Origin of the sequence: Streptomyces sp. NPDC007983 (assembly GCF_042958345.1) — a bacterium.
Lineage (GTDB): Bacteria > Actinomycetota > Actinomycetes > Streptomycetales > Streptomycetaceae > Streptomyces.
The window spans coordinates 1-14,801 of the sequence record NZ_JBIBJI010000014.1 but is presented as its reverse complement, the minus strand read 5'-3'; the positions used below and the strand labels follow the sequence as shown (position 1 = coordinate 14,801).

Annotated in this window: 8 protein-coding genes; 5 read left to right on the top strand and 3 right to left on the bottom strand. The window is 72.0% G+C overall.

Features of this window, described 5'->3' with window-relative positions; all coding sequences use genetic code 11:
• The first annotated feature begins 450 nt into the window (after window positions 1-450).
• Both ACFZCY_RS32560 and ACFZCY_RS32555 read left to right on the top strand, forming a co-directional pair.
• Window positions 451-3,240 (top strand): AAA family ATPase, encoded by a 2,790-nt coding sequence (locus ACFZCY_RS32560; RefSeq protein ID WP_391181366.1) that lies wholly within the window; start codon window positions 451-453, stop codon window positions 3,238-3,240.
• Between the two features lie 75 nt (window positions 3,241-3,315).
• Window positions 3,316-4,974 (top strand): FAD-dependent oxidoreductase, encoded by a 1,659-nt coding sequence (locus tag ACFZCY_RS32555; RefSeq protein ID WP_391181363.1) that lies wholly within the window; start codon window positions 3,316-3,318, stop codon window positions 4,972-4,974.
• Between the two features lie 71 nt (window positions 4,975-5,045).
• Here ACFZCY_RS32555 and ACFZCY_RS32550 read toward each other — a convergent pair whose 3' ends face one another.
• Window positions 5,046-6,455 carry an AMP-binding protein gene (locus ACFZCY_RS32550; protein ID WP_391181361.1) on the bottom strand — a complete coding sequence of 470 codons (1,410 nt, stop codon included), beginning with the start codon at window positions 6,453-6,455 and terminating at the stop codon, window positions 5,046-5,048.
• A gap of 67 nt (window positions 6,456-6,522) precedes the next feature.
• Window positions 6,523-7,146: a thioesterase domain-containing protein gene (locus ACFZCY_RS32545; protein ID WP_391181359.1), complete on the bottom strand. Its 624-nt coding sequence runs from the start codon at window positions 7,144-7,146 to the stop codon at window positions 6,523-6,525.
• Between the two features lie 377 nt (window positions 7,147-7,523).
• On the opposite strand from ACFZCY_RS32545, the gene ACFZCY_RS32540 reads away from it, so the two are divergent.
• Genes ACFZCY_RS32540 through ACFZCY_RS32530 form a run of 3 tightly spaced genes read left to right on the top strand, consistent with a single transcriptional unit; the run spans window position 7,524 to window position 10,823 of the window.
• Window positions 7,524-8,558, top strand: a complete 1,035-nt coding sequence (locus ACFZCY_RS32540) for an ATP-binding cassette domain-containing protein (protein WP_391181357.1) — start codon at window positions 7,524-7,526, stop codon at window positions 8,556-8,558.
• Entirely contained in the window at window positions 8,555-9,850 is a 1,296-nt protein-coding gene (locus ACFZCY_RS32535; RefSeq protein WP_391181354.1) for an ABC transporter permease, read from the top strand. The genes ACFZCY_RS32540 and ACFZCY_RS32535 overlap by 4 nt, the downstream gene beginning before the upstream one ends.
• Window positions 9,851-9,884: 34 nt before the next feature.
• Window positions 9,885-10,823 carry an ACP S-malonyltransferase gene (locus ACFZCY_RS32530; protein WP_391181351.1) on the top strand — a complete coding sequence of 313 codons (939 nt, stop codon included), beginning with the start codon at window positions 9,885-9,887 and terminating at the stop codon, window positions 10,821-10,823.
• Window positions 10,824-10,901: 78 nt separating this feature from the next.
• On the opposite strand, the gene ACFZCY_RS32525 is transcribed toward ACFZCY_RS32530, so the two are convergent.
• Window positions 10,902-14,801, bottom strand: a 3,900-nt coding sequence (locus ACFZCY_RS32525) for an SDR family NAD(P)-dependent oxidoreductase (protein ID WP_391181348.1), incomplete at its 5' end; no start/stop codon positions are given.

The following is a 14,801-nucleotide window of genomic DNA, read 5'->3' as shown; positions in this document are numbered from 1 at the left end:
GAACTCCCCCGCACCTTCGCGCAACCTTCACATCCTCGAACAACGTTACCCCAGGTCACCCCGCCTCTACCTGCGAGGGGGCGCAAACCTAGATGTACGCCCCAGCTTCACAACCCCGGGCGACAGGAACGACCGTAATCGAACGTAATCACGCGGGGCACCTCCGTCATCTTTTCGTACCAACAGCACTGCTACAGTTCCCATCCGGCAGCCCATCGGCGGGGGGTTGGGGATTGACCCGCGAGCCGTCCGGGCGGACGACCACAGCGACGCGACGACGCGGCGCGTCCACACCGCCGCAGCGGGTGCGATAAGGGAAAGGAACGGGGGCGCACCCAGCGGCAAGACATTTCCACATCGGGGGATAAAGCAATGCACGCCGTGCACCGCACGGCGCGTTGCTTTCACCACCCCTGTGCAGAAGTTGAATTCGGGGAAGGTGTTTCTTAAGTGTTGGTGGAGCGCGACCAGGAGACAGACCGGCTCATGCGGCTCCTGTTCGGCGGCGCCCGCGAAGGAAGCCGGCTCGCTGTCATCAGCGGTGCGGTGGCCTCCGGAAAGACCGCACTTCTGCACCAGGTGACGGACACGGCGGGAGCGCGTGGCGTCCGGGTGCTGAACGCGGTGGCCTCCGCCTTCGAGCAGGAATTCCCGTACGCCGTCATCGAGCAGCTCTACCAGGGCATGCCCGCCCGCCATCAGGACGACCGCCCCCGGCCGGGCCTCGGCACGCCGCACAGCCCGCACGGCCCCCACCAGGCCGACCTGCCGCTGCTCCAGGCCTTCCACCGGGACCTGGACGAACTGACCGCCGACGCACCGCTGCTGATCGCCATCGACGACGTCCAGTACGCCGATCTGCCGTCCCTGCGCGCCCTCGCCTACGGCATCCGCCGCTGCCGCTCCGAGGCGCTGTCCGTCGTGATGACCCGCGGATCGCTGACCGGGGCCGCCACCCCGGCCCTGGACGAACTGCTGCACCGGCCGAACGTGGGCCACGTACGGCTCGCCCCGCTCACCGTCGCGGGCGTCACCACCCTGCTGACCGAGGAACTGGGCCCCGCGGAGGCCGGGCGGCACGCCGCCGCGTTCCACGAACTGACCGGCGGCAACCTCCTGCTGCTGCGCGGCCTGCTGGACGACCGGTTCTCCCGGCTCACCTGCGACCCTTTCGACACCACGCCCGGCACCGGCACCCCGGCACCCGGCGAGCTGTTCCGGCAGGCGGCGCTGTCCTGCGTCTACCGCGGCGGGCCGGTCCACCACCGGGTCGCGCAGGGCACGGCCCTGCTGGGCGACGCCTCGTCCGTCCCCCTGCTGAGCAAGCTCGTCGCGGTCGAGGAGCGCCAGGTTCGGCAGGCCCTCGCGGCGCTCACCGAGGTCGGCATCCTGTACGACGCGCACTTCAGGAGCGACGAGGTGCGCACCGTCCTGCTGGACGACCTGCCCGCGGACGAACTCGGCACCCTGCACCACCGGGCCGCGCGGCTGCTGCACGAGGAGGGCGCCGACCCCATCGACGTGGCCGGTCATCTGCTCCACCACGAACCGGCCGAGCCGGTCGAGGAGTGGATCCCCGCGACGCTGCGCGACGCCGCCCGGCACGCCGTCGCCGCCGACCGCATGGAACTGGCCGTCAACTGCCTGCAGATGGCCCACCGATGTACCACCGACGAGCAGGAGACGCTGATCCTCCAGGTCACGATGGTGGAAGCCATGTGGCCGTTCAACCCGCTCTCCCAGCTGCGCCGCCTCCAGTCGCTGGCCGGGCCCGCGAGCAGCGGGCAGCTGCCGCCGGAGTACGCCATCCCGGTCCTCCTCCGGCTGCTGATGCTCGGCCGGACGGCCGAGGCCGCCGCCGCGCTCGGCCGGATCGGCCGGGACGCGCGCCCCGGCTCGGAACTCGACACCACGCTGCGCACCATCGATCTCGCGCTGGCCACCACCTTCCCCGGCTCCCCCGAGCTGCGGACCTTCGTGGAGCGGGCCGAGCCTGACGGCCCCCGGGCCGGCGAGCAGACCCCCGAGTCGCCCCGGCTCACCGCGAGCAAGGCGCTGCGGACGGTGCTGTGCCACGGCGCCTGCGACCGCGCCGTACAGGCCGTGGAGCGGGTGCTGGAGACCACCCGGCTCGGCGACACGACCATGCCGACGGTGCACGCCGCGCTGCAGGTCCTCATCTACGCGGACCGGCTCGCCGCCGCCACCACCTGGTGCGACCAGTTGATCGAGCAGTGCGAGCGGCGCGGCGCCAAGGGAATGCTGGCCGGCTTCCACGCCCTGCGGGCCCAGATCGCGCTACGGGCCGGCCGGCTGCCGGACGCGACGCGCTACGCGGAGCGGGCGCTGGAGGAGCTTCCCGCCCGCGGCTGGGGGGTCGCCGTCGGCCTGCCGCTCGCGGTGCTGGTCGACGCGCACACCGCGATGGGCCACCATGACACCGCAGCCGAGATCCTGGCGCGGCCGGTGCCGGAGGAGATGTTCCAGAGCCGGTACGGACTCCACTACCTGTACGCGCGCGCCTGCCACCAGCTGGCCACCGGGCGCCAGCACGCCGCCCTCACCGGCTTCCGGGCCTGCGGCGAGAAGATGGCCGCCTGGGGCCTGGACTCGTCCGCCATGCTGCCCTGGCGGCTCGGCGCCGCCGAGACCTGGCTGACCCTCGGCAGCCAGGACCGGGCCGCGCGGCTGGCCAAGGAGCAGCTGGAGCTGACCGGCGACACGCCCTCCCGCGCCCGCGGCGCCGCGCTGCGCCTGCTGGCCGCCACCCGGCCGGTGGGCGAGCGGCCCGCCCTGCTCCAGCAGGCCGTCTCGGTGCTCCAGGAGACCGGCGGCTGGTACGAGATGGCGCGGGCGCTGGCCGATCTCGCGGAGACCCACAAGCACCTCGGCGAACTGGACACCAGCCGGCTGATGACCCGGCGCGCGCTGCGGCTCGCCGACGGGTGCGGCGCCGAGGAGCTGTCGCGTTCACTGCAGCGCACCCCCGGCCGCTCGGCCCTGTCGGAGGCGGCCCGCACCGGCGAGGACACCACCACGTTCTCCGAACTCTCCGACGCCGAGAGCCGGGTGGCCGCCCTCGCGGCCTCGGGCTACACCAACCGGGAGATCGCCGCCAAGCTCTACATCACGATCTCCACGGTGGAGCAGCACCTCACCCGGGTCTACAGGAAGATCAACATCAGTCAGCGGCGCGATCTGCCCGCGAGCCTCGATTTCGACGTCGCCCATACCGCCTGATTCTCCAGCGATGCCCGATATTCCAGCGATACCTGATATCCCCGCGATTCCGCACGGCCCCAAGAGGTTGTTTCCATGACGTCTGCGCCCGCGTCTCCCCTGACGATGCTGGTACCGGACTTTCCCTTTTCGTACGACAGCTGGCTGACCCATCCAGCCGGTCTGGGCGCGGTGCCGAGCGAACGGCACGGCACCGAAGTCGCGGTCATCGGCGGTGGAATGTCCGGGATGACGGCGGCGTATGAACTTCTGCGCCTGGGACTGCGTCCGGTCGTCTACGAAGCGGAGCAATTGGGCGGCCGGATGCGTTCCACGCCCTTTCCCGGGAATCCGGATCATGTGGCGGAAATGGGCGCCATGCGCTTCCCCGTCTCCGCGACCGCGCTGTTCCACTACATCGGCACGCTCGGACTGGCCACCCGGCCCTTCCCCAACCCCCTGGCGCCGTCCACCCCGAGCACCTTGATCGACCTGAACGGCGGGCGCCGCCGGGCCCGTACCCCCGACGACCTGCCGTCCGTCTACCAGGAGGTCGCCGACGCCTGGGAGAAGGCGCTCCAGGAGCGGGCCGAGCTGTCCACCGTGCGGGACGCCATCCAGCGGCGGGACACCGCCACGCTGAAGGCCGTCTGGGACCGGCTGGTCAGGGAGTTCGACGACCAGTCCTTCTACGGCTTCCTCGCCACCTCCCCCACCTTCCAGTCGTTCCGCCACCGGGAGATCTTCGGCCAGGTCGGCTTCGGCACCGGCGGCTGGGACACCGACTTCCCCAACTCGGTGCTGGAGATCCTGCGCGTCGTGGTCACCGACGCCGACGACCACCAGGTCGGCATCGTCGGCGGCTCCCAGCAGCTGCCGCGCGGCCTGTGGGAGCACGCCCCGGCCGCGCCCGCCCACTGGCCGGCGGGCACCTCGCTGGCGTCGCTGCACGGCGGCCGGCCGCGACCGGCGGTCACCCGGCTGCGGCGGGCCGGGGACGGCGTCCGGGTACGGGACGAGAGCGGCGGGGAGCGCGAGTTCCCCGCGGTGGTCTTCAGCCCGCACGTCTGGACCCTGCTGAACCGGATCGACTGCGACCCGGCGCTGCTTCCCACTCCGCTGTGGACGGCGGTCGAGCGGACCCACTACATGGGCGCCTCCAAGCTGTTCGTCCTGGTCGACCGGCCGTTCTGGCGGGACACCGACCCGGCGACCGGCCAGGACGTGATGAGCATGACGCTCACCGACCGGATGCCGCGCGGGGTCTATCTGTTCGACGACGGGCCCGACCGGCCCGGGGTGATGTGCCTGTCGTACACCTGGAACGACGACTCGCTGAAGGTCGCCACCCTCTCGGCCGAGGACCGGCTGGAGCGGCTGCTGAGCCAGCTGGGCGCGATCTACCCGGACGTCGACATCCGCTCCCACATCGTCGCGGGGCCGCTGGCCGTCACCTGGGAGACCGAGCCGCGCTTCATGGGCGCGTTCAAGTCCAACCTGCCCGGCCACTACCGCTACCAGCGGCGGCTGTTCACCCAGTTCATGCAGGAGGACATGGCGCCGGAGCAGCGCGGCTTCTTCCTGTGCGGGGACGATGTCTCCTGGACGGCCGGATTCGCGGAGGGGGCGGTGACCACGGCGCTCAACGCGGTGTGGGGGGTGCTCAACCACCTGGGCGGCGCCACGCACCCGGCCAACCCGGGCCCGGGCGACCGCTTCCACGACCTGGCGCCCGTAGAGCTGCCGTACGACTAGGGGTTCGCCTGGAACGGCAAGGCGGCCGGTGCTGAGCACCGGCCCCCTTGTCGCGCTTGCCGTGCGTGCCGCTAGCCTCGCGCGATCTCTTCCAGGCGGCGCTTGTCCGGCTTGCCGTTGCGGTTGAGCGGGAAGGCGTCCAGCACCTCGACCCGGTTGGGCTGCTCGTAGACCGGCAGCACCTCGCACAGCCGCTCGCGCCAGTACTTGGCGTCCCGCCGCTCGTCGTCCTCGACGAAGAAGACCAGCTGCACATCGCCGCGGCGGCGCTCGTCGGGGAGCGGCACGATCCGGGTGGAGATCCGGGCGACGGCGGCCTTGCGCTCGACCAGCTCGGGGTAGAGCAGGTAGCCGTAGCGGTGCACCGCGAACTTCCGGCCCAGGACGAAGAGGTTGTCGTCCTCGTCGAGGTAGCCGAGGTCGCCGGTGGCGTGCCAGCCGGTCGGCATGGCGTCGATGGTGCCGTCCTCGGCGAGGTGGCCCTCCAGCGCGTCCGGGGTGTCGACCTCGATCTCACCGGCCTGTCCGGGGGCGGCCGGGACGCCGGACTCGTCGATGACGCGCAGCTTGATGCCGTCCATGGCGCGGCCGCAGGAGACCGGGTTCTCCAGGGTGGCGAAGGCGATGTTGCCCAGCTCGGTGCTGCCGTAGCTGTCCAGCAGCGGCAGTCCGAACTCGGCGACGTAGCCGTCGGAGAGCGCGCCGTCGAGCGGTGCCGCGCCCGAGCAGAACATGCGGACCTGCTCCAGCCGCGCCCGCAGCGAGGGCTTCCGCCCGACCAGGTTGAGCATGGTGCGGTAGCTGGAGGGGGTGGCGTCGAGCACGGTCGCGCCGGTCCGTCCGGCCATCTGCACGGCGCGGTCGAGGCGCTTGTAGGGGGCGATCACCAGGGAGCAGCGGGTGAGCCAGGCGATGAGCACCATGGACAGCCCGTACTGGTGGGCGAAGGGCAGCAGCGGGAGCAGGACGTCGTCCTCCCGGTGCCCCACCTGGGCGGCGTTGCGCTCCAGGTTGGTCAGGAACTTGCGGCCGGACTTGACGGCGCCCTTGGGCTCGCCGGTGGAGCCGGACGTCCACATGATGAGGCCGTCCTGCCGGTCGGCCCAGGCGTCGAAGTTCAGCTCATGCGCGCTGAGCGGGCGTCCGGCGGCCGGGGCGATCAGCTCGTAGAGGTTCACCGCACGGGCGTCGTCGTGGATCGGGGAGTCGTCGTCGACGAAGGCGATCCCGGCGCCGGTGCGCCGGGCTATCCGCCGGGTCTCGTCCGGGTGCTCCTGCTGGTCGATCAGGACGATGGAGGCGCCGAGGTGCATGAGGGCGAACAACACGCTCACGTAGGCGGCGGAGTTGCCCGCCTTGAGGATGACGCGGTCACCCGGGGCGACCCCGTGCTCGCGGATCACATCGGCGACGCGGATGGCGTCCAGCTCGAAGTCGGCAAGGGTCTGCACCGAGTCGAGCGCGTAGATCTTCGCGGTCATCGAACGTACTCTTTCCTTTTCCCTGAGGAGTGCCTGAGGAGTACGGGCAGCCGCGGGCGTGGGGTGCCTAGGCGCCCTTGTCTTCGGCGCCGATCTCCCACTCGGCGTCGACGGGGACTTGCGAGAGCAGCTGGTCGTGCACCAGGTTCACGACCTCTCTGCGGCTCGAATCGAGGTAGCCGCGGGAGCCGGGAAACACCTCGAGGTCGAACCGTCCGCTCGTGCGCCGCCGCCAGGCCCGTACGCCGCGCAGCGGGGTCTTGGGGTCGCCCTCACCGGCGAGGGCGACGATGCGGCAGCCGAGGGCCGGCGGGCCCAGGGCCATGCCCCAGTGCGCGGTCCGGCCGGATACGAACAGGGTCAGCAGCGGCGTCCCGGTCTCCCGCTCCAGGCGCTCGGCCACGCGGTACGCGAGGTCGGCCCCGGCCCGGTGGCCGAAGAAGGCGATCGGGCGGTCCATCCACTCGCCCAGCGCACCGAAGATCCGGTCGACCAGCTCCGGGGAGTCGGTCAGCCGCTCACCGTCCTCACCGTCCTCGCCGTCCTCCGCGCCGCTGTGGAGGGGGTATTGGATCGCTAGGACCTCCACGGTGGGCAGCAGGAGTTCGGACAGGGAGAGGTAGTACGCGGTGGAGTGGGCGGACTCCGGGAAGCAGATCAGCCGGAAACTGCTGGGAGTTTCCGTTTGCAATATCCGAATAAGGCCCACATCATCGGGCTTGACCTGACTCAAGGAGTACATCCCCGCGATTGCACTGAGGGGGCCGGGCACGAGTGCACGGATGGGGCGTGTCGACCATGTTCGATCGAGGCGCTGACTCCGTGAGGTTATGGCGCCGCTGTGGTGGTCACAACCCCTAGCAACCGCTATCCGGTGTACGTGTTATTTGCGGGGTACCACGGCATCCATAGGTGGCGTGGGGCACAACCGGGGACCCCCTTATGCCCCCTGACTTCTCCCCCTACCCCCTAACGTACGGGCGGGCTCCGACCGGGAGTCAAGCAGCCGTGTTAGACATGGCGAAAGCATGTTCTCCATAAGCCAATTAAATCGGTGCGACGACAGCGATGAACACAACACGTCCTATTGATTTCGCCGTCGTTGTCGACGGCTTGGTCAAGCAGTATCCGGGTCGGCCCGCCCCGGCGGTCGACGATCTCAGCTTCACCGTCAACCATGGCGAGGTCTTCGGGTTCCTCGGTCCCAACGGGGCGGGCAAGACCACCACGATCGGGATCCTGACCACCCGGGTCGCTCCCAGCGGCGGACGTGCGTTCGTACAGGGCGTCGATGTGGTGGCGAAGCCCGCGGTGGCACGGCAGTCCTTCGCCGTCGTCCCGCAGCGCAACAACCTCGACCGGTCCCTGACCATCCGTCAGAACCTCACCTTCCACGCCGGTTACCACGGTCTGTCCCGCGGCGAGCGCAACCGGCTGGCGGACGAGAGCCTGGAGTGGGTGGGCCTGGGCGACCATGCGAAGGCCCGGGCGGACCAGGTGTCCGGCGGCCAGGCGCAGCGCGTGATGATCGCGCGGGCCCTGATGCACCGCCCCCGGGTGCTGTTCCTCGACGAACCGGCCACCGGCCTGGACCCGCAGTCGCAGCTGTTCGTGCGCGACCGGGTCGCCGAACTCAAGCTGCGCGGCGTCACCGTGGTCATCACCACGCACGACATGGACGAGGCGGCCAAGCTGTGTGACCGGATCGGGATCGTGGACCACGGCAGGCTGCTCGCCCTGGACACCCCGGAGGCGCTGACGAGCAGGCTCAGCAACACCGCGCTGTCGGTCACGGTGCAGCCGCCGCCCAGCGGGCTCGACGGGGTGCTCGGCACGGTGCGCGGCCTCGGTGTGGTCGAGCGGGTCGAGGTGATCCAGCAGGACGACAAGGACCTGGTCGAGTCCATCCTCGGCGGCGGGGCCGCGGAGGGCAGCGACGGCAGCGCCCGGATGAAGGTCTACAGCGATGCCCCCTCCTCGGTGCTCCTTCCCACCTGCCTCAAGGTCCTGACCGACGCCGGCTGCGAGATCAAGGACCTGAGCGTGAGCCAGGCGAGCCTGGAAGACGTCTTCGTCGAGCTGACAGGGAAAGAGCTGCGATGACCACCTCCACACGACCCACGCCCGACGGAGAGGCGAACTCCGGCGGCAAGGCCGCGGGAGACACGTCCACCGGCCGCCAGGACGGCGAGCACCCGCGCGTCGACCGCCGACCCGGTGCGGGCACGGTGATCGACGGCACGGTGGTCTCCGAGAAGAGCGGGGGCGGCAAGCGCGGCGCCGGGAAGAGCGACATCGGCGACACCCTGACCCTGACCGTCACACCGCCCAAGCCGGGCGCGCAGGGCTCCGGCAAGCGGACCGGGCCCACAGGTCCCAACGGTCCCGCGGCCGCCGCGAAGGCACCGGCTCCGGTCCCCACGCCCGCCGCGGCCCCCGCCCCCGCTCCGGCACCCGCTCCGGCCGGGGCCGTCGCCGTACGGGAGCCCGCTCCCGCCCCGGCCACCGCCGCGTCGGCCACCGTCGCCGTGCCGGAGCAGCACTCCGGGCCCTCCACGGAGATCGTGCCCGCGAGGTCCGCGAAGGGGTCCGGCGGCCGTCACCGGCGGCGCGCCAACCGGTGGCGGACGTTCTTCTTCATCCTGTGGCGGGACGTCTTCGTCACCGGCCGCGAGATCGGTCCGTTCCTGGGCCAGGTCATCGTGGAGCCGTTCTTCATGCTGTTCGTCTTCGGCAAGGTGCTCGGCGAGATCGGCTTCACCCAGCCCGGGTTCCAGCAGGTGCTGCTGCCCGGTGTGGTGGCGCTGAACAGCTTCCTGGTGGCCCTCCAGAACACCGCGCTGCCGCTGGCCATCGACTTCTCCTGGACCAAGGAGATCGAGGACCGGCTGCTCGCCCCCATCCCGGTCTCCCTGGTCGCGGTGGAGAAGGCGGTCTTCGGCGCGATGCGCGGTCTGATCGGCTCCCTGGTCATGATCCCGATCGGTCTGGCGCTGCTGGACGACGTCTCCTGGCCGCTGTCGAAGATGCCGGAGACGCTGGGCATCCTCAGCCTCGGCGGCCTGGTCGGCGGCGCCGTCGGCCTCACCCTGGGCACCCTGGCGCCCGCGCGCCACATCTCCATCGTCTTCGCCATGACGCTCACCCCGATCATGTTCACCGGGGCCACGCAGTTCCCGTGGCGGAGCCTGGACGGCGTCCGCTGGTTCCAGGTCCTGTGCACCTTCAACCCGCTGACCTACATCACCGAGGCCATGCGCGGGCTGCTGCTGACCCCCGGGCCCAAGACACCGGAGTCGATCCCGCTGTGGATCTGCTTCTCCGCCATCGCGGCCTCCATCCTGATCTACGGGTTCATCGGCATCCGCGGCTTCAACAAGCGGGCGCAGGACTGAGCGCCGACCGTACCGAGAACGAAGGCACGACAGCATGACGGCATCCGAGCAGACGAAGAAAGTCATCGTTTTCCCGGGCATGGGACCCTCCAGCTTCGCCGAGGTGGGCAGGTTCCTCACGCTCGACCCGTTCGCCCGGAAGCGGCTGGCCGAGGCCGACGAAGCCCTCGGCTACTCGGTCTTCGACCAGCTCCGCGACTCGGAGGACGACTACTCCGAGGCGACCCAGATCGCCTTCCTGGTCAACTCGATGGCGTCGGCGGACCGGGCCGAGCAGGAGCACGGGCTCGTCCCGGACCTGTGCGTCGGGCCCAGCTTCGGGCAGAAGGCGGCCGCGGCGTACGTCGGTTCGCTCCCCTTCCCCGAGGTGGTGCGGCTCACCGCGGAGCTGGCGCGCTGTGAGCGCGCGTACTTCACGGAGGAGTACCAGGACGCGGTGACCCACACCTTCGTGCGCACCCCGCAGGAGAAGCTGACCGGGATCCTCGACGAGCTGGGCGAGCGCGGCGAGTGGTACGACTACTCCGGCTATCTCGACGACGGCTTCTTCATGGTGTCGCTGCGCGAGAAGGAGCTGGACGGCTTCAAGCAGAGCATCAGCCGGGCAGGCGGGTACTCCATGTACACCATGGTCCCGGCCGTGCACGCGCCCGCCTTCGCCGAGCTGCGGCGCCGGGCCGCGGAGGAGATCCTGCCGCGGTACGAGATCCACGACCCGAAGCTGCCCGTGGTCACCGACCAGGACGGCTCCCTGGTGACGACGGCCGATGAGCTGCGCACGATGCTGCTGGACACGTTCGACCTGCCGATCCACTGGCCCAAGGTCGTGGACGCGCTGAAGGGGGCCGGGGTGTCCACGATGTACATCACCGGCCCCGACAACCTCTTCCACCGGCTGGACCGCACCAAGTCCAACTTCGAGGTGGTGACGGTGGGCCCGGGCAAGCGGCAGCGCCCGCCGCGCAAGCGCTGACCACTCTGTACTGAGAAAGGGGCCGGGCCCCGCACCCCCTCCAGGGTGCGGGGCCCGGCCCCTTTGCGTACGCGCCCGTCAGCCGGACAGCCAGTCCCGGACGGCCCGCGCCGTCGTACCGGCGTGCTCCTCCATCATCGTGAAGTGGTTGCCCGGCACGTCGATCGCGGTGTGCGGCAGCTCCCAGTACGACCGCCAGTCGCCGTCGCGGGACCAGTCGAAGAGCCGTTCCCCGGCCCGGACCAGCAGCGTCGGCGTCTTGACCTCGGTGGGCCGCCACTCGCCGAACAGCCGGAAGTACGCGCCCATGGCCAGCAGCCGGGTGTCGTCCACCGGCACATGGCTCGCGCTCCGCTCGTCCACCCCGGCGCTCAGCCCCGGCTGGAGGCCCACGGCCGCGTCCCGGTCGTGCGAGTAGATGTCCAGCAGGACGACCGCCTCCGGGAACACCCCGGTGGACTCCAGCCGCGTGGCCACCTCGTGCGCCAGCACACCGCCCGAGGAGTGCCCCAGCAGCACGAACGGCGCCCCGTCGGTCTGCCGCAGCACCGCCTCGGCCTGCGCCTCGATCACCGCCTCCGGGTTCGCCGGAAGCCGCTCCCCGGCGACGAAACCGGGGTTGCCCAGCGCCCAGACGTCCTGCTCGCCGCGGAATCCGGCGGCGAACCGGGCGTACTGGTGCGGGCCGCCGATCGACAGGATCGAGGAGAAGCACACCACGGCGGGCCGCGTCTCACCGCGCGACAGCCGCACCAGCGCGGGCGCCTTGCGCAGCTCCGCGGCGCTGCCGAACGAGGGCCGGAACCGGGAGACGTCCATCAGCAGCCGCGTGAACTCCTCCTGCCGGCCCAGCTGTCCGGCCTCCCGCATCATCGCGCCGAACACGTCCGACGGCTCCGCGACCGACGCGTCGTCGTGCGGTGTGCTCGTACCGCCTTCGGCGGCCACCTCGGGCGCCAGGGCCTCCAGCAGCTGCCGGGCCACCTGCGCGGGCGTCGGGTGGTCGAAGAGCAGTGTCGGGGGCAGCCGCAGCCCGCTGGCGGCGTTGATCCGGTTGCGCAGTTCGACCGCGGTGAGCGAGTCGAAGCCCAGCTCCAGGAAGCCGCGGGTGGCGCCCACGGCGTCCGCGTCCGCGAAGCCGAGGACGGCGGCGGCCTGCGTACGGACCACCTCCAGCAGGACGTTCTCCCGCTCCGCCGCGCCCAGCCCGGCCAGCCGCCGCGCCAGCGACGGGCCACCGGCGTCGGCCGGTGCGCCGGAGGCGGTACGCCGCCGGGCCGGGGTGCGGACCAAGCCGCGGAACACGGCGGGCAGCGCCCCCTCGGCGGCCTGCTCCCGCAGCGGCGCGGTGTCCAGGTGGAGCGGTACGAGCACCGCCTCACCGCCGACCGCGCACGCCGCGTCGAACAGCTCCAGGCCGTCCCGCGAGGACAGCGGCGCCATCCCGGAGCGGGCCATGCGCCGCACATCCGCGTCCGCCATGTCGCCGGTCATCGCGCTGCGCTGCTCCCACAGGCCCCAGGCCAGCGAGAGCGCGGGCAGCCCGGCGGCGCGGCGGTGCGCGGCGAGGGCGTCCAGGAAGACGTTGGCGGCCGCGTAGTTGGCCTGCCCCGGCGCGCCGAAGGTGCCGGCGGCGGAGGAGAACAGCACGAACGCCGTGAGGTCGAGATCGCTCGTCAGCTCGTGCAGATGGTGCGCCGCGTCCAACTTCGGCCGGAGGACCGTGTCGATCCGGTCCGGGGTGAGCGCGGACATCAGCCCGTCGTCCAGCACACCGGCGGTGTGCACGACGGCGGTCAGCGGATGTGCCGGGTCCACCTCGGCCAGCACCCGCGCCAGCGCCTCACGGTCGGCCACGTCGCACGCCGCGACGCTCACCGTGGCTCCCTGCCCGGTGAGTTCGGCGGCCAGCTCCGGCATGCCCTCGGCCCGCTGTCCGCGGCGGCTGGCCAGCAGCAGATGCCGTACGCCGCGCTCGGCCACCAGATGGCGGGCGAGCTGCCCGCCGAGGACACCGGTGGCGCCGGTGATGAGGACCGTGCCGTCCGGGTCGAATTCCGGCAGCGTCTCCTCGGGCTTCGGATCGGTGGCGACCCTGGCCAGGCGGGGGGCGTGGAGGGCGCCCTCGCGGACGGCGAGCTGCGGCTCACCGCTCGCGACGGCCGCCACGAGCGCGTCGGCCGAGGTCTCGTCGTGGTCCAGGTCGAGCAGCAGGAACCGGTCCGGGTTCTCGGTCTGGGCGGTGCGGATCAGACCCCATACGGGCGCGTGCACCAGGCCGAACACCTCGGCGTCCGGGGACGTGGCGACCGCCCTCCGGGTGACGAACGCCAGCCGCACCCCGGCGAAGACCTCCTCCGCGAGCCACGCCTGCGCGCTCTCCAGCGCCGCGTGCGCGGCCAGCCGAGCGCCCTCCGCCAGATGGGCGCCACCGCTCCCGGCGGGGCCGGTGAGCGGGAGAAGGACCACGTCAGGCCGGGGGCCGCCCCCGGCCACCACGGCCGCCAGCTCGGCCAGGTCGGGGAAGACGGCGCATTCGGCGCCGGTGGACTCAAGCGCGGTGACGAGCCCGAAGGCGTCCGTGCCGTTGCTCGCGGCCTGCTGGCCGACCACGGCCCAGCGGGTGGCCGCGGGGGCCGCCGAGGGCGTCGGCACCGGCGCCCACTCCAGCCGGAACAGCGAGTCGTGGTACGTCACCTGGGCCGCGCGCAGCTGCTCCGGCGCGACGCGCCGCAGCACCAGGGAGTCCACCGACGCGACCGCGCCGCCGTTCTCGTCCGCGACCGTCAGGGCCACCGCGTCCGGCCCGGCCGGTGCGATCCGTACGCGCAGCGCCGTGGCGCCCGCCGCGTGGAGGGTGACACCGCTCCAGGAGAACGGCAGGCGTACGCCCTCGGCCTCCGCGCCCAGGAAGTCGCCGAGCGCCACGCCGTGCAGCGCGGAGTCCAGCAGCGCCGGGTGGAGTCCGAACAGCGCCGCGTCGGTGTGCTGCTTCCCCGGCAGGCGGAGTTCGGCGAACACCTCCTCGCCGCGCCGCCAAGCGGCCGTCAGCCCCTGGAACGCCGGACCGTAGCCGAAGCCGCCCGCCGCGAACCGCTCGTACAGGTCGTCCACGTCGAGCGCGACCGCGTCGGCGGGCGGCCAGACGGACAGGCCCTCGGCGGGCTCACCCGGTGTTCCGGCCGCGAGCACACCGCTCGCGTTACGGCTCCAGGGCCGGCCGGAAGCGTCACCCCGGTCGGCGGCGTCGGCGGCGTCGGCGGCGGGCTCCGGGCGGGAGTACACCTCCAGCGTCCGGCGCCCCTCCGCGTCGGGGGCGCCGACGGTCAACCGCAGCTGGACCCCGCCACGCTCGGGCAGGATCAGCGGCGCCTCAAGGGTCAGCTCCTCCAGCACACCGCGGCCGACCTGGTCACCGGCCCGGATCGCCAGCTCCACGAAGGCCGTTCCCGGCAGCAGCACCGTGCCGGACACGGCGTGGTCGGCGAGCCAGGGGTGGGACTGCAGGGACAGCCGCCCGGTGAGCAGCAAGCCGTCGGAGTCCGGGAGTTCGACGGCCGCGCCGAGGAGGGGATGCCCGGCGGCGCCGAGCCCGGCGGAGGCGACGTCGCCCACCGAGAGCGGCACCTCGATCCAGTAGCGCTCGTGCTGGAAGGCGTACGTGGGCAGCTCGACGCGCTGCGCGCCGGTGCCGTCGTACACCGCCTCCCAGTCGACCTGGACGCCACGGGTCCATGCCTCGCCGAGGGACGTCCAGAAGCGGTCGAAGCCGCCCTCGTCACGGCGCAGCGAACCGATCGCGGCAGCCTGACGGCCCGCGTCCTCGGCCGTCTCCTGCACGCCCATCGCCAGCACGGGGTGGGCGCTGGACTCGATGAACGCGCCGAAGCCCTCGTCGAGGAGTCGGCGTACGGCGCTCTCCAGCTCGACGGTGCGACGGAGGTTGGTGAACCAGTACTCGGCGTCCAGCTCCGGACC

What these genes read in the sequence shown, in the direction of transcription:
- ACFZCY_RS32535 (WP_391181354.1), top strand. Translation starts at nt 8,555, where the DNA reads ATGACCACCTCCACACGACCCACGCCCGACGGAGAGGCGAACTCCGGC.
- ACFZCY_RS32555 (WP_391181363.1), top strand. Translation starts at nt 3,316, where the DNA reads ATGACGTCTGCGCCCGCGTCTCCCCTGACGATGCTGGTACCGGACTTT.
- ACFZCY_RS32530 (WP_391181351.1), top strand. Translation starts at nt 9,885, where the DNA reads ATGACGGCATCCGAGCAGACGAAGAAAGTCATCGTTTTCCCGGGCATG.
- ACFZCY_RS32540 (WP_391181357.1), top strand. Translation starts at nt 7,524, where the DNA reads ATGAACACAACACGTCCTATTGATTTCGCCGTCGTTGTCGACGGCTTG.
- ACFZCY_RS32550 (WP_391181361.1), bottom strand. Translation starts at nt 6,455, where the DNA reads ATGACCGCGAAGATCTACGCGCTCGACTCGGTGCAGACCCTTGCCGAC.